The following is a 14,301-nucleotide window of genomic DNA, read 5'->3' on the forward strand; positions in this document are numbered from 1 at the left end:
TGCCCCGCCGTCGACGGAGCACACGCACCCTACCCGGCCGGGAGAACCAGCACCCGCGTCCTACCCGCCCGCACGGGCGATGATCAGCTGTAGACGTGCGGGGCGAGCGTCCCCACGCTGGTGAGGTTCCGGTAGCGCCCGTCGTAGTCCAGGCCGTAGCCGACGACGAACTCGTTGGGGATGTCGAAGCCGACGTACTTGACCTCGACCTGGTTCGACTGCGCCTCCGGCTTGCGGAACATCGTCATGATCTCCAGGCTCGCGGGCTCGCGGGACCGCAGGTTGGAGACCAGGTACGACAGCGTCAGACCGGTGTCGATGATGTCCTCCACGACGAGGACGTGGCGGCCGGCGATGTCGGTGTTGAGGTCCTTGAGGATCCGCACCACGCCGGAGGACTGGGTGCCCGAGCCGTAGGAGGAGATGGCCATCCAGTCCATCTCGCAGTGGCTGCGCAGGGCGCGGGACAGGTCGGCCATCACCATCACCGCGCCGGTGAGCACGCCCACGAGCAGGATGTCGCGACCGGCGTAGTCCTCGTCGATCTGGGTGGCGAGCTCAGCCAGCCGCTGGTGCACCTGCTCCTCGGTGTAGAGCACCGTCGTCAGGTCGGAGGAGATGTCCGCTGCGTCCACGCGCCAACCCAACCACACGGGGGTGGCGTGCGACGAACTGGTGTTCTGTGGCCGGGTGGTCTGTCCCGGGGTCGGGTCGGGGAACTCGTGAGCGGAACGCTCGAGGGGTTCTGACGGCGCCGAGACCCCTTGGACGTTCCGTTCGCGGCTCAGCGGGCGAAGAGGTGGCCGTCGGAGCGGCGGACGGCGAGGCCGGGGACGTCGACGGGACCCTGGCCGTGCCAGTCGGTGAGGAGGGCGTCGACGGCGAGGACGTGCTGGCGGCTCGGCTGGGTCGAGCCGTGGGCGACGAGCCAGCGGCGCAGCACCCGGTGGCGGACCGCGGGGGCGAGGGCGGCCAGGACGGTGCAGTCGGGGGTGGTGCCGGGGTCGACCTCGGCGGCGAGCTCGTCGAGCACGTCGGCATCAGCCCGCAGCAGGTCGGCCGTGCGGCCCAGCGCCTCGGCGACGCCGGGCCCGAGCTCGCGCTCCAGCAGCGGGAGCACCCGGTGGCGCACCCGGGCGCGGGCCCGGGACGGGTCGGTGTTGGTCGGGTCGACCCAGGGCGGCAGACCGAGCTCGGCGCAGGCGGCCTCGGTGGTGGCGCGGCGCACGCCGAGCAGCGGGCGCAGCAGCGGCTCCCGGAGCTCGGCCATCCCGCCCAGGCTGCGTGAGCCCGAGCCGCGGGCCAGGCCGAGCAGCACCTGCTCGGCCTGGTCGTCGAGGGTGTGGCCGAGCAGCACCAGCGCCCCGTCGGCGGCGGCGTCGGCGAGCAGCGCGCGGTGGCGGGCGGTGCGGGCCGCGGCCTCCGGTCCCCCGGCGCCGTCGACGTCCACCCGGGTGACCCGGCCGTCGACCCCGAGCCGGCGGCACTGCGCCAGCGCCTGCTCGGCCACCTCGGCCGAGCCGTCCTGCAGCTGGTGGTCGACGACGAGCACACGGGCGGGCCGCTCCCGCCGGCGGACGGCCTCGGCCACCCCGGCCACCAGCGCGAGGGAGTCCGCACCGCCGGAGCAGCCGACCACCACCGGCCGCGGACGTCCGGGGTCGGTCCGGTCGGCGCCGTGGCGTCCGAGCGCGCGGACCACCGCACCGGCCACCTCCAGGGCGGCCGGCCCGAGAGCCCGGCGGGCCACCGCTCAGACCCCCACCCGCTGCACCCAGCGGGCCGGCTGGTGGATCTCGGCGAGCGTGGGCAGCGTCTCCGGTCCGGTGAAGACGGTGTTGAAGCCGTCCACGCCACGGCGTCGGACGACGTGGCGGACGAAGGCGGCGCCGTCGCGGTACTGGGCGAGCTTGGCCTCCAGGCCGAGCAGCCGGCGCACCACCAGGTCGAAGCCGCGGCGCGACCGCCGGCCGCTGAAGCGGGCCCGGATCTGGCGCACGCTCGGCACCACCGCCGGGCCCACCCGGTCCATCATCACGTCGGCGTGCCCCTCCAGCAGCGACATCACCGCGGTCACCTGGTCGACCAGCTCGCGCTGCTCCGGGGTGGCCAGCAGCACCGCGAGCGAGCCCTCGGCCGCCGACCCCGACCGGCGTCCGCGGCGGCGGCCGACCTGGCCGGCGAGCCGGGCCAGCGTCTCGGCGCCGCCCAGGTCGGCGCTGCGCAGCAGCCGGCCGGCGATCCCGCGCAGGTGCTCGGCCAGCCACGGGGCGTGGCCGAACTGCACCCGGTGGGTCTCCTCGTGCAGGCAGACCCAGAGCCGGAAGTCCTCCGGCGGCACCCGCAGCTCGCGCTCCACGTGCACCACGTTGGGGGCGACCAGCAGCAGCCGGCCGTCGGCGTCGAACGGGTCGAACTGGCCGAGCACCCGCTGGGCCAGGACGGCCAGCAGGGCGCCGAGCTGGACGCTGGTGGCGGCGGACTGCACCGGCCGCGACCGGGTGTCGCCGTCGAGGTCGGCGAGGACGCGGCTGTAGGTGGCGGCGTTGGCCTCGATCCAGCGGCCCCGGTCGACCACCAGGGTCGGACCGGCACCCGGGGCCTCCAGCCGGGTGGTCTCGCGGATGTGGTCCTCCGCGGCCCGCGCGTGACCGCGCAACGCGTCCACCACCTGCGCGGCCTCGGCCGGGGAGACCCGCGGCCCTGGCCGGACCAGCCGCGCCCCGGTCCGGCTGGCGAGGGCGGCATCCAGCTGCGGCAGCCGGCCGCCGGGTCCCTCTCCGGTCATGACCGGCACTCTACGGCGCCGGGGATCGGGTCGCGTCCTGCCGGTGCCTCCGCCAGAACGGCAGGCGTCTGCTCAGCAGCCGCAGGCGGCGACGGCGGCGGAGGCGCGGTCGAGCCAGACCCGGGCGGCGTAGTCGTTGGCGGCGTCGTTGACGAGGAAGGCGAACACCAGCAGCCGCCCGTCGGCGGTGCGGGTGTAGCCGGCCAGGCTGTGGGTGCCGCGCAGCGTGCCGGTCTTGCCGTGCACCTGCCCCAGCCCCGCCTCCGACCCGGCGTCGGCGTAACGGGAGGTGAGGCTGCCGGTGCCGCCGGCCAGCGGCAGCCCGGTGACCAGGGGCCGCAGCCCGGGGTGGTCGTCGGAGAGCGCCAGCCGCAGCAGCACCGACAGGGTGGGCGCGCCCAACCGGTTCTCCCGCGACAGCCCCGACCCGTCGCGGGTGACCACGCCGTCGGTGGGCACACCGAGGTCGGCCAGCGCCCCGGCGACCGCGGTCGCGCCGCCCTCGAAGGTGGCCGGCTCCCCGGCCGCGACCGCCGCCTGGCGGAGCAGGATCTCGGCGATGTCGTTGTCGCTGTGCTGCAGCATCTGCTCCACCAGCACCGAGACCGGCGGCGAGCTGACCTCGGCCACCGTCTCCCCCTCGCCGTCGGCGGCGGTGCCGCCCCGCTGCACCGACACCCCGGCCTCCTCCAGCAGCCCGGCGAACCGGTCCGCCGCGGCCGTCACCGGGTCGGGCTCGCGGGGGCCCGGACTGGTCCCGCGCAGCTGCCCCTGGTCGTGCACCAGGGCCACCACCGGGGTGACCTGGTCGCGGTAGTTCTCCGGCCAGGTCGGGCTCCAGTCCGGCCCCTCGAACAGGTCGGCGTCCACCGTCAGGGTGATGGCGTCGAGGCCGGCCTCCTCGACGGCGTCGCGGGTCAGCTCGGCCAGCCGCTGCAGGCTGGCCCGCTCGGGGTAGCCCTGCTCCCGCACCAGGGTGAGCAGCGGGTCGCCGCCGCCGACCAGCACCCACTCCGCGCCGCGGCGCTGCACCGCGGTGGTGAAGCGGTGGTCGGGCCCGAGCAGGTGCAGCGCCGCCGCCCCGGTCAGCAGCTTCAGCGTGGACGCCGGGATGCCCGGCTGCGCGCCCTCGCGGTGGAGGGTGCTGCCGGTGGCCACGTCGTCGACCTGCAGGTCGAGCTGGCCGCCCACGTCGGTGCGCGGGACGCGGCGCAGCGCCTCGGCCAGCGCTGCGGCGTCCACCGGCGTCCCCTCCTCCGGCGCCGGGAGCAGCGTCGGCTCGACCGCCACCGGGGTCGGCTCGGGGTCCAGCGCGGACGGGTCGACGGTGGGCTGCCCGCCGTCGACCAGCAGGCCGGTGGCGTACAGCGCCGAGCGACCCCACAGCGTGGCCGCGCCGACCGTGACCGCGAGCACCACGACGAGCGCCACCAGCCCGGTGAGCACCCCGCGAGAACCGGTGCTCAGCCGCCGGGCGGTGTGGTCGCCGTCACGCGGCGGATCGTCGGAGGAAGGCGTCTCCGCGGTCAAGAGCAGGTCGTCCTCACGCTAGAGTCTGCGTCCACGAACCAGTGGCGCCACTGGACTGGTTCTCGTCGACGCACAGGGGAGTCACAGTGACTGAAGAGTATGCCGAGCCGGATCGTCAGCTGGGACGCGATTCCCGTCCTCCGGTCGGCATCGTCTTCGACGTCACCGTCGAGATCCCCAAGGGCGGCAAGAACAAGTACGAGATGGACCACGAGACCGGCCGCATCCGGCTCGACCGGACCCTGTTCACCTCGACCCAGTACCCCTCGGACTACGGCTTCATCGAGCAGACCCTCGGCCAGGACAGCGACCCGCTGGACGCCCTGGTGCTGGTGCCCGAGCCCACCTTCCCCGGCTGCCTGATCGAGTGCCGGGCGATCGGCATGTTCCGGATGACCGACGAGGCCGGGGGTGACGACAAGGTGGTCTGCGTGCCGCTGGCCGACCCCCGCCGCGACCACTGGCACGACATCTCCGACGTCCCCGTGATGATGGTCAGGGAGATCGAGCACTTCTTCACCGTCTACAAGGACCTCGAGCCGGGCAAGTCCGTCGAGGGCGCCACCTGGGTGGGCCGCGAGGAGGCCGAGGCCGAGATCCGGGCCAGCCTGGAGCGCGCCAGGGGCACCGTCTTCGAGAAGAAGAACGTCAACCTCCACTGAGGTGACCACCCCGCCGTCTGCCGGCACGCACGTGCTGCTGGTCGCGGCCGGGAGCGCGGTCGGGGCCGTCCTGCGGTTCCTCCTCGACACCGCGGCCGGCGGCGGGTGGGCGGCGCTGTGGACGCTGAACCTCGCCGGGGCGGCGCTGCTCGGTCTGCTCACCGGCCTGCTGGCCGGACGCCGGTCCGCGCGCTGGCTCGCACCGCTGCTCGGCCCCGGGCTGCTCGGCGGGTTCACCACCTTCTCCGCCGTGCTGGTGCTGACGGTCGGCTCGACCGGGCCGGTCGCCGCAGTGGCCCAGCTGGGAGCGATGACGCTGCTCGGCGCGCTGGCCGCCTGGGCCGGGCTGGTCCTCGCCCGCCGGCTGCACCCCCACGGGGACGTCCCGGCGGAGGCGCGGCGGTGACGGTCTGGACGCTGCTCGCGGTGGCCCTCGGCGGGTTCGCCGGCGGGGCGCTGCGCGGCTGGCTGACCACGGTGCTGCGTCCCTGCGACGGGTTCCCGCGCGGGGTGCTGGTCGCCAACGTCGCCGGCTCGCTGGCGCTGGGGCTGGCGACGACGGCGCTGCCGGCGGGGTCGCCCGTGCTCGCGCTGGCCGGCGCCGGGTTCTGCGGGGCGCTGACCACCTGGTCGACGTTCAGCCTCGACCTGGTGGTGCTGCTGGAGCACCGGCGGCACCGCACCGCCGCCGGCTACGCCCTGCTCAGCCTCGGCGCCGGACTGCTCGCGGCCGCGCTCGGCTTGCTGCTGGGCACCTGGCTGCAGGAGAGTCTGACGCCATGACCGGACCGCAGGAGCACACCCACCTGATGCTGGTCGCGCCGTCGGCCAACCGGGTCTACACCGCCGGCGCGGCGCCGCTGGCCGCCGCGGAGCTCGAGCTCTGCGGGCCCTTCACCGACGTCCGGCCCGTCACCCTGGCCGGCGTCGACTACCTCGGCTTCGACGTCCCGGCACTGGACGCCGACGCGCTGCGGGTGCTGGCCGGGCACTCGACCCACCTGGCCACCTTCGAGCGCGCCGGGACGGCCGACGACCCGCTGCTGCGCCCGGTCGAGGTGCCCGCCACCGCGGTGCTCGACGACGACCTGGTGACGATCCCCAAGTACCAGGGCAAGACCAACGAGCTGTTCACCCGGCTGCTGCTCAACCTCACCCTGGCCCAGGTGCGCACCCGCACCGAGGGCCCGCTGACGGTGCTCGACCCGCTCTGCGGCCGCGGCACCACGCTGACCACGGCCTGGCTGGCCGGCCACCACGCGGCCGGGGTGGAGGCCGACGTCAAGGCGCTGGAGCAGATGGCGGCCTTCCTCAAGACCTGGCTGCGCCGCAAGCGGCTCAAGCACACCGCCGACGTCAGCCCGGTCCGCCGCGACGGCAAGAGCCTGGGCCGACGCCTCGACGTCGAGGTGCGCCCGGCGGAGGGCCCGGCGCTGCGGCTGACCGCCTTCAGCGGCGACACCCGGCAGTCGGCCGAGCTGTACGGGCGCCGGACGTTCGACGCGGTGGTCACCGACGCGCCCTACGGCGTGGTGCACGGCAGCCAGAGCGACGTCCGCGGGGTCAGCGGACGCCGGGACCGCTCGGCGGCCGGGTTGCTGCGGGAGGCGGTGCCGGTCTGGGCCGGGCAGCTCAAGGACGGCGGCGCGCTCGGCATCTCCTGGAACACCCTCGGGATGACCCGGGAGGAGCTCGCGGAGGTGCTGTCGGCGACCGGGCTGGAGCCGTTCGACGGCGGGCCGTGGCTGCAGCTCGCCCACCGCGTCGACGCCTCGATCCAGCGCGATCTGATGGTGGCCCGCAAGGTCTGAGCGCACCGTCCCGGCCGGGAGAGGCGGGAGGCGTTGACAAGCGGTGCCCGGCGGGCGTCTGCTGGGACGACCCCGTCCTCGCCCAGCACCGCTGCTGGCACCACCCGGAGGTCTCGGGGTCGCACCCCGAGGAGCCCCGATGCCCGAACGCCCGTCCCGTGCCCGCCTGCTGGTCGGCGGCGCCGTCGCCCTGACCCTCACCTGCTCCGGCCTGGTCGCCGGCAGCTCGGCCTCGGCCGAGCCGGTGACCACCGGGGGCGACCTCGGCCGGGCGCTGGCGCCGGCCGCCGAGGAGCTGCCCACCCCGTTCGAGGAGGCGGGCGGCAGCGAGTGGACCACCTTCGAGGAGTCCGTCGCCTTCTACCGCGAGCTGACCACGGCCAGCCAGCGGGTCTCGGTCCGCACCATCGGACGCAGCGTGGAGCGGCGTCCGCTGCAGCTGGTCGCCGTCGGCGAACCCGGCCCGAAGTCGCAGCAGGAGGCCGCCGAGGGCTCGGTGGCGTTCTTCGTCTGCTCGGTGCACGGCGACGAGCCGTCGGGACGGGAGTCCTGCATGGCGCTGGCCCGCGACCTCGCGCTCAGCACCGACGCCGCGGTCGCCGACTTCCTCGAGGGCACCACGGTGCTGTTCATCAACGCCAACCCCGACGGCTGGGTGGCCGACACCCGGCAGAACGCCCAGGACGTCGACGTCAACCGCGACTACCTGGCCCTGGAGACGCCCGAGGCCCGGGCGGTGGTCGACGTCATCCGGGAGTGGGAGCCCGACATCCTCAACGACCTGCACGAGTACGGGCCGCGGGAGTACTACGAGACCGACCTGCTGCACCTGTGGCCGCGCAACCGCAACGTCGACGACGAGCTGCGCGACCTGGCCCAGGAGATGAGCGCCGAGCACGCGGCCGGGCGGGTCACCGCGGAGGGCTACACCGCCGGCGTGTACGGCCAGCTGGTCAAGGACGGCGAGCCGTTCCTGCAGGTCGCCGGTGACGACCAGGGCCGGATCCTGCGCAACTACGCCGGGCTGGTCAACGTCGTCGGGATGCTGAGCGAGACCGCCAACGAGCCGCTGGACGAGGCCGAGGAGGCCGACGAGTCGCTGCTCAACCGCCGCCGGGTGGAGGTCAACTACCTCAGCGCGCTGGGCTCGCTGGAGCTGGTGCAGCAGGACCCGCAGCGGGTGGCCGCAGCCACCGCAGCCGCCGCCGAGCGCCAGACCACCGCGGGCGCCGAGCAGTCCGGCGTCCTCTACTTCGGCGGCCAGGACGACATGATCCCGACCGACCCCGACCTGGTCGAGCCCGAGCCGATGTGCGGCTACCAGCTCGACGACGACCAGGTGCGCAGCCTCGGACGCACCCTGGCCCGGCACGGGATCGAGGTCACCCGCACCGAGGACGGCGACCGGGTGGTCGAGCTGGCCCAGCCGACCCGCGGCCTGATCCCGCTGCTGCTCGACGAGCGCTCGCAGTACCGCCTCACCGAGGCCACCCCGCTGGCCACCTGCTGACCCCCGCCGCACCCTTCTCAGCTGGTTCGAGGTGATACCGCGGCGTCGGTGCTGCGGTATCACCTCGAACCGCCGGAGGGAGGGGCGGCGGCGGGAGGGTGGGTCAGGCGGCGAAGCGCTCGGCGGCCCAGGCGAGCTGCCGCCGGGACTGGTAGCCCATCCCGCCCTCGTGGCCGTTGAAGTCGTACACCTCGATCTGCTTCTCCGCCGGCCACTCGGCGTAGGCGGCGAACACGGTCGAGGGCGGGCAGATGTCGTCCAGCACGGCCACCGAGAACAGCGCCGGGCAGGCGGCCCGTCGGGCGAGGTGGACACCGTCGAAGTAGTCGAGGGTGCCGAAGACCTGGGCGGTGCGTCCGCGCCAGCCCTTCAGGAAGGTCTCGATCTGCGGGTACGGCCCGCGCGAGGCGAGGTCGACGCTGCGGCGGAAGTCGCACAGGAACGGCACGTCGGGCATCGCGCCACGCAGCGGCAGACCGACCTTGGCCGCGAGCGCCGCGGCGGCGATGGTCAGCCCGCCACCCTGGCTACCGCCGGTGGCGATGATCCGGTCGGCGTCGACGTGCTCGAGGGTGGCGGCGGCCTGCAGCGCGCGGACGGCGTCCACGTAGACCCGGCGGTAGTAGTAGGTGCGGGGATCGTCCACGCCGGCGACCATCAGCCCGGAGCCGGCCGCGGTACCGCCGCCGAGGTCGGGGTCGGGTGTCGCCTCGGTGCCACCGTTGTTCCAGCCCTGCCCGCGGGTGTCCATGCTGAGGTGCGCCCAGCCGGCCAGCGGCCACGGGTCGACCTGGTGCGGCAGCCCCCGGCCTCCGGAGAAGCCGTGGAACGTGACCACCGTCGGCAGCGGCCCGGTGGCGCCGGCCGGCACCGTGTACCAGGCGCGGATCGGTGCCCCGCCGTAGCCGGCGAAGGTCAGGTCGTGCACGTCCACCAGCGACAGCCCGGTCTCGACCCGCTGCATCCGGACGTCCAACGGGTGGCCGTTCTCGGCGAGCGTGGCGTCCCAGAAGGCGTCGAGGTCGTCCGGTTCGGGGGTGGTGCAGCGATAGCCGGGGAGCTGGTCGAGGGGCAGGTCGGAGCGAGGCACGAGAGGAAAGATGCCATGCCGCCGCTCCGGTGTCTGCACCGCCTCCCGCCGGGAGGTGCCGGCCGGTAGCGTCGCGACGGTGAAGACGCTCTGCCTGCTGCGCCACGCGACCACCGAGGACGCCCTGCCCGGACGCCCGGACGCCGACCGCCGGCTCACCGAGCAGGGCTGGCAGGAGGCCCGGGCGCTGGGCGAGCACCTGCGCACGTCCGGCGTCCGCCCCGACGAGGTGTGGTGCTCCTCGGCCACCCGAGCCCGGCAGACCTGCAGCGCCCTCGACCTCGACGTCGAGCCGCAGCTGGGCCCGGCGCTCTACCGCACCCACGCGGACGGGCTGCTGGAGATGCTCGCCGGCTGTGACCCGGCCACCGGCTCGCTGCTGGTCGTCGGGCACAACCCCGCGATGCAGGACGCCGCCTGGGAGCTGGTCACCCCCGGCACCGCCGAGCAGGAGCTGCTGAGCCGCCGCTTCCCGCCCGCCACCTTCGTCACGCTGACCTTCGACAGCCCCTGGTCGGGCCTCACCCGGGCGGTGCGCACCGAGGTGCGCCTGCCCTGAGGACACGCTAGCGGCCGAGCTCGGGACGCCGCGGCGGATCGAGCAGGATGCCCTGCTTGCGCAGTCGGCGGCGGTCGAACCAGTTGGCGTGCCGGACCACCAGCGAGCCCCACCCCATGGCGCCGTGCAGCACCAGCAGCGGCGCTCCGCGGGAGGGCTGCGCGGCGACCTTGCTCTTCGCCGAGCCCCAGCCCGCGCTCAGCCGGTCGAGGTTGGCCGACCAGTCCTGCGGGACGACGATGGTGATGCTGCCGGCGTTGCCGATGACCTCGATGTCGATGATGTCGCTGCGGGTGGTCGCCTGCAGGCAGTCCAGCCGCACCGAGCCGACGGCACCGTTGATCCGCACGAACGGCGGGATCTCCCAGCGGCCCTCACGGGTGACGCTGGACCAGCCGGCGTCCAGCACCAGGCGGTCCTCCACCGAGGAGCCGGGCGCCCTGAGCAGCCGCGGGTCGCTGGGCCGCGGGCTGGTCAGCGCCGCGGACGGCGGGTCGATCGGGAGGTCGGCGACCAGGGCGTCCAGGTCGGCGTAGGTGCGGGCCTGCAGCGCGGCATCCAGCCGCTCCTGCATCTCCTCCATGGTGAGCCGGCCCTCGGCCATGGCGTCCTGCAGCGCCGAGGCGACCGCGTCACGCTCGCGGTCCCCGATCCGCAGCTCCGGTCTCCGCTCCGACATGGCCGTAGCGTAGCCGCGTCGGGGCCTCCTCCGCCGGGCGCCGTTCCCGCCCGCTCCTACACTCGACGCATGTCCTCGACCGTGGCACCGCCCAGCCGGATCGGCTCGCTGGTCGCGCCCGCTGCCCCACCGCTGGTGCTCACCGTGCTGATGTGGCTGAGCGAGCTGGTCGACACCCTGCTCGGCGGCTTCCTCGACCAGTTCGGCATCCAGCCGCGCGAGACCGAGGGGCTCATCGGCGTCCTCGCCGCACCGCTGCTGCACGCCGGTCTGGGCCACCTGGTCGCCAACACCACCGCCTTCGTGGTGCTCGGCGTGCTGACGGCCCTCATCACCGGGCGCTTCTGGGCTGCCACCGTGGGCATCACCGTGGTGGCCGGGCTGGCGGTCTGGCTGGTCGGTGGCGAGGGCACGGTCCACCTCGGGGCGAGCCTGCTGGTCTACGGCTACGCCGCGTTCCTCTTCGCCTGGGGCATCTTCGTCCGGCGGGCGCTGGCGATCGCCGTCTCGCTGTTCGTCGCCCTCGCCTACGGCGGGATCGTCTGGGGCGTGCTGCCCACCGGGTCGGGGATCAGCTGGGAGGGCCACCTCTTCGGCGCGCTGGCCGGGGTGCTGCTGGCCTACCTGCTCTCCCGTCGCGAGCGCCGGCCGCTCCCCCGCGTCTAGCCGACCGGCTCAGCCGGCGGCACCCGAGCCGAGCTCGACCACCAGCACCCCCGCGGCGATGAGCACGATGCCCACCGCCATCGTGGGCGTCAGCGGCTCGTCGAAGACGACCCGGGCCAGCACGGCGGTCAGCGCCACCCCGGTCGCGGTCCAGATGCCGTAGGCGATGCCGAGGGGCATCCCGTGCTGCAGGGCGAGGCTGAGGCAGCCGAAGGCGAGCACGTAGCCGAGCACCACCGGGACGGCCCACCACCGCTTCCGCAGACCCTCCGACGCCCGCAGCGACATCGTCGCGCCGACCTCGAGCAGGATCGCCACCGCGAGGAAGAGCCAGCTCACCGCGACGTCTCCTCCCGCCGGGCCCGCTGCGCGCCCAGCTCGACCGTGAGCACCCCGGCCACGATCAGCGCCATCCCCAGCCCCATCTGCGCGGTCAGCGCCTCGGCGAACAGGACGGCCGAGAGCAGCGCGGTCAGCGTGACACCGCCGGCACCCCAGACGCCGTAGGCGACGCCGATCGGCAGGCCCAGGCGTAGGCACACCGTCAGCAGGGTGAAGGCGGAGAGGTAACCGGCGACGACGAGCGCGTACCAGGCCGGCTGGTCCAGGGCCGCCTTCAGCGCGAGCGCCGCCGCCACCTCGCTGACGATCGCCGCTCCCAACGCACCCCACACCCGCATCCGCCGTGCCCTCCGTCGTCCGCCCGCAGCCGGGGCGAGGCTAGCCGAGCACCGCGATGCGCAGCCCGGCGAAGACGCCGAGGGGCGGGTGGAGACCCGGGGTCCCCACCCGCCCCTCGGCGGTCGAGCTGGTCCTCAGCGGATCTTGGTGACCTGCACCACCGACGGACGCGGACCGCGCCACTCGCCACGGCGGGGGCGCTGCTGGGCCGGCACGTAGTCGGGGAAGAAGGAGTTCTGCTGCTCCCACGACCCGTCCTCGCCCGGGTGCTGGACGGCGACGAAGACGCTGCCGTCCTGGTCGTGGATCACCGGACCGCAGGTCTCGGCGTCGCGGGGCACCGCCAGGAACTGGGTGACGTGGCCGCGCTCCTCGCCCTCCAGCGGCACCCGGTGCAGGGCGTCGGCCAGGCCGATGGTGCCCGGCTGGCCGTCGGTGGAGATCCACAGCGTGCCCTCGGAGTCGAAGGCCACGTTGTCGGGGCAGGAGATCGGCGCCACCGGGCCGTCCCAGCCGGCGAAGTAGGTGCCGGCCTGGTCGGGCATGCCGCACACCAGCAGGATGTTCCAGTCGAAGGAGGTGGCCCCGGCCTTGTTGCCGCTCTCGGTCAGCTCGATGACGTGGCCCTCCTTGTTCTGGTTCCGGGGGTTGGCGGCGTCGGCGTCGGGGTTGCTGCCGGTGCCGCGGTTGGTGTTGTTGGTGCAGGCGACGTAGACCTTGCCGGTCTTCAGGCTGGGCTCGACGTCCTCGCAGCGGTCCATCGGGGTGGCGCGCATCTTGTCGGCGGCCTCACGGGTGAAGACCAGCACCTCCTCGACGCTCATCTGCGGCACCCGGGAGCGACCGTTCTTGATCAGCGGCACCCACATGCCACGGCCCAGGTTGGCGTTGTCGGGACGCTGCCGGCCGCTGAAGCGGGCGACGTAGAGGTCGCCCTCGGTCAGCAGCAGCATGTTGTTCGCCTTGGCCTCGGCCGAGTCGCCCGCCATGAACTTGCGGCTGGAGACGAACTTGTAGAGGTAGTCGAAGCGCTCGTCGTCGCCCATGTAGGCCGCCACGGTGCCGTCCTCGTCCACCCGGACGTTGGCGCCCTCGTGCTTGAAGCGGCCCATCGCCGTGTGCTTGCGCGGGGTCGACGTGGGGTCGCTGGGGTCGATCTCGACGATGTAGCCGAAGCGGTACGGCTCGTTGCGGTAGTCCTCGTCGGTCGCGTCGAAGCGCGGGTCGATCTTCTCGAAACCGTACACCGAGTCACGGTCGTTCAGGCCGTAGCGGGCGTTGCCCCGGGCCTGCGGGTCGGCCTTGAAGTAGCCGTTGAAGTTCTCCTCACCCGACAGGATCGTGCCCCACGGGGTGGTGCCACCGGCGCAGTTGCCGAGGGTGCCGAGGACGGTGCGGCCCTCGGGGTCGTCGGCGGTCTTCATCCACTCCGAGCCGGCGGCCGCACCGGTCAGCTCGAAGGGGGTGTTCGCGGTGATCCGGCGGTTCTTGGGCGCGCCCTGGATGTAGCGCCAGGGCCGGCCGGCGCGACGCCGCTCGAGCTCGACGACGGCGAAGCCGTGCGCGGCCATCAGCGTCCGGAGGACCTCCTCCTCGTCGGCGTCCGGCGGGAACATGATGCCCCGGTTGGTGTACTCGTGGTTGCAGCACAGCAGCGCGTGGGTGCCAGCCTCGTTGTCCACGAGGATGTCGAGGTAGTCGTTGTTGTAGCCGAACTGCTTCTCCTGGGCCTCCGCGCTCGGGTTCTCCGGGTCGAACGCCGGGGAGTCGTCGAAGAGCGGGTCGCCCCAGCGCAGGATGGTCGACCACTCGTACTCCTGCGGGACGACGAAGGCGTCCTCGGCGGCGTCGACGGGGCCGATCGGCGTGAAGGCCAGCGCGCTGGCGGTCGCCTTCCCGGCGCGGCCCTTGGCCTTGCCCCTGCCCTCGGCCGCGGCGGGGACCGGCCCGGCGAAGCTCAGCGGGACGGCGGCGGCCGCGGCGACGGCGGTGCCTCCGAGCAGCACGGAGCGGCGGCTCAGCGCGGTGGCGGCGATGTCGCGGAACGACGGCTCGGTGCTCTGGTTCGGCACCGGCGCGGCGCACGCCGAGTCACACTTCAGGTGGCAGGTCACGGCGCTGCGGTTGCCGTGCGTCTGCCCAGCCATGGGAAGAAGCTGCACAAGGATCTCCTCGGATCAGCCCCCGACGGATGGCCGAGGGCAGGCGTTCGGACGCGGACCAGCCAACGAGCGGAAGATGAACAGCCGGTGACACAGGTCGAACCGAGCCCGCAACCTCTGGGGTGGTCGTTATTTCGTCACGTCCGGCGCACGGATTTCCTCC

16 protein-coding genes are annotated in these 14,301 nt (G+C 74.1%); 7 read left to right on the top strand and 9 right to left on the bottom strand.

The window, feature by feature from the left end:
* Window positions 1–83: 83 nt before the first annotated feature.
* The 4 genes from hpt to dacB all read right to left on the bottom strand — a co-directional run bounded on the left by hpt (window position 84) and on the right by dacB (window position 4,318).
* Window positions 84–635 (bottom strand): hypoxanthine phosphoribosyltransferase, encoded by a 552-nt coding sequence (gene hpt / locus DT076_RS12730; RefSeq protein WP_114127047.1) that lies wholly within the window; start codon window positions 633–635, stop codon window positions 84–86.
* A gap of 149 nt (window positions 636–784) precedes the next feature.
* Window positions 785–1,750: a tRNA lysidine(34) synthetase TilS gene (tilS, locus tag DT076_RS12735; protein ID WP_114127048.1), complete on the bottom strand. Its 966-nt coding sequence runs from the start codon at window positions 1,748–1,750 to the stop codon at window positions 785–787.
* 3 nt (window positions 1,751–1,753) lie between these two features.
* The gene (locus tag DT076_RS12740) at window positions 1,754–2,788 is read right to left on the bottom strand and encodes a zinc-dependent metalloprotease (protein WP_114127138.1); all 1,035 of its coding nucleotides are present in this window, start codon (window positions 2,786–2,788) and stop codon (window positions 1,754–1,756) included.
* A gap of 72 nt (window positions 2,789–2,860) precedes the next feature.
* Window positions 2,861–4,318, bottom strand: a complete 1,458-nt coding sequence (gene dacB, locus DT076_RS12745; protein ID WP_158548127.1) for a D-alanyl-D-alanine carboxypeptidase/D-alanyl-D-alanine endopeptidase — start codon at window positions 4,316–4,318, stop codon at window positions 2,861–2,863.
* A gap of 119 nt (window positions 4,319–4,437) precedes the next feature.
* Between dacB and DT076_RS12750 the strand changes: the two genes are divergently transcribed.
* The 5 genes from DT076_RS12750 to DT076_RS12770 all read left to right on the top strand — a co-directional run bounded on the left by DT076_RS12750 (window position 4,438) and on the right by DT076_RS12770 (window position 8,301).
* Entirely contained in the window at window positions 4,438–4,980 is a 543-nt protein-coding gene (locus DT076_RS12750; protein WP_325048370.1) for an inorganic diphosphatase, read from the top strand.
* A gap of 1 nt (window position 4,981) precedes the next feature.
* Entirely contained in the window at window positions 4,982–5,386 is a 405-nt protein-coding gene (locus tag DT076_RS12755; protein WP_114127050.1) for a CrcB family protein, read from the top strand.
* Entirely contained in the window at window positions 5,383–5,763 is a 381-nt protein-coding gene (locus DT076_RS12760; protein WP_114127051.1) for a fluoride efflux transporter FluC, read from the top strand. The genes DT076_RS12755 and DT076_RS12760 overlap by 4 nt, the downstream gene beginning before the upstream one ends.
* The gene (locus tag DT076_RS12765) at window positions 5,760–6,791 is read left to right on the top strand and encodes a TRM11 family SAM-dependent methyltransferase (RefSeq protein WP_114127052.1); all 1,032 of its coding nucleotides are present in this window, start codon (window positions 5,760–5,762) and stop codon (window positions 6,789–6,791) included. Before DT076_RS12760 ends, DT076_RS12765 begins: the two co-directional genes overlap by 4 nt.
* 139 nt (window positions 6,792–6,930) lie before the next feature.
* Window positions 6,931–8,301 (top strand): M14 family zinc carboxypeptidase, encoded by a 1,371-nt coding sequence (locus tag DT076_RS12770; RefSeq protein WP_114127053.1) that lies wholly within the window; start codon window positions 6,931–6,933, stop codon window positions 8,299–8,301.
* A gap of 103 nt (window positions 8,302–8,404) precedes the next feature.
* On the opposite strand, the gene DT076_RS12775 is transcribed toward DT076_RS12770, so the two are convergent.
* Window positions 8,405–9,391, bottom strand: coding sequence for an acetylxylan esterase (locus tag DT076_RS12775; RefSeq protein WP_114127054.1), 987 nt, complete (start codon window positions 9,389–9,391; stop codon window positions 8,405–8,407).
* A gap of 79 nt (window positions 9,392–9,470) precedes the next feature.
* Between DT076_RS12775 and DT076_RS12780 the strand changes: the two genes are divergently transcribed.
* A complete protein-coding gene (locus tag DT076_RS12780; protein ID WP_158548128.1) occupies window positions 9,471–9,950 on the top strand; it encodes a SixA phosphatase family protein in 480 nt (159 codons plus the stop codon).
* 7 nt (window positions 9,951–9,957) lie between these two features.
* Here DT076_RS12780 and DT076_RS12785 read toward each other — a convergent pair whose 3' ends face one another.
* Window positions 9,958–10,629, bottom strand: coding sequence for a DUF1707 SHOCT-like domain-containing protein (locus DT076_RS12785; RefSeq protein ID WP_114127056.1), 672 nt, complete (start codon window positions 10,627–10,629; stop codon window positions 9,958–9,960).
* 69 nt (window positions 10,630–10,698) lie between these two features.
* On the opposite strand from DT076_RS12785, the gene DT076_RS12790 reads away from it, so the two are divergent.
* Window positions 10,699–11,295, top strand: a complete 597-nt coding sequence (locus DT076_RS12790; protein ID WP_114127057.1) for a rhomboid family intramembrane serine protease — start codon at window positions 10,699–10,701, stop codon at window positions 11,293–11,295.
* Window positions 11,296–11,304: 9 nt separating this feature from the next.
* Here DT076_RS12790 and DT076_RS12795 read toward each other — a convergent pair whose 3' ends face one another.
* The 3 genes from DT076_RS12795 to DT076_RS12805 form a co-directional block, all read right to left on the bottom strand.
* Window positions 11,305–11,634, bottom strand: a complete 330-nt coding sequence (locus tag DT076_RS12795; protein WP_114127058.1) for a DMT family transporter — start codon at window positions 11,632–11,634, stop codon at window positions 11,305–11,307.
* Window positions 11,631–11,975 (bottom strand): DMT family transporter, encoded by a 345-nt coding sequence (locus DT076_RS12800; RefSeq protein WP_114127059.1) that lies wholly within the window; start codon window positions 11,973–11,975, stop codon window positions 11,631–11,633. Before DT076_RS12800 ends, DT076_RS12795 begins: the two co-directional genes overlap by 4 nt.
* Before the next feature lie 135 nt (window positions 11,976–12,110).
* Window positions 12,111–14,123 carry a PhoX family protein gene (locus DT076_RS12805; RefSeq protein ID WP_114127060.1) on the bottom strand — a complete coding sequence of 671 codons (2,013 nt, stop codon included), beginning with the start codon at window positions 14,121–14,123 and terminating at the stop codon, window positions 12,111–12,113.
* Window positions 14,124–14,301: the final 178 nt, after the last annotated feature.

Origin of the sequence: Desertihabitans brevis, from assembly GCF_003327535.1 — a bacterium.
Classification (GTDB): Bacteria; Actinomycetota; Actinomycetes; order Propionibacteriales; family Propionibacteriaceae; genus Desertihabitans; species Desertihabitans brevis.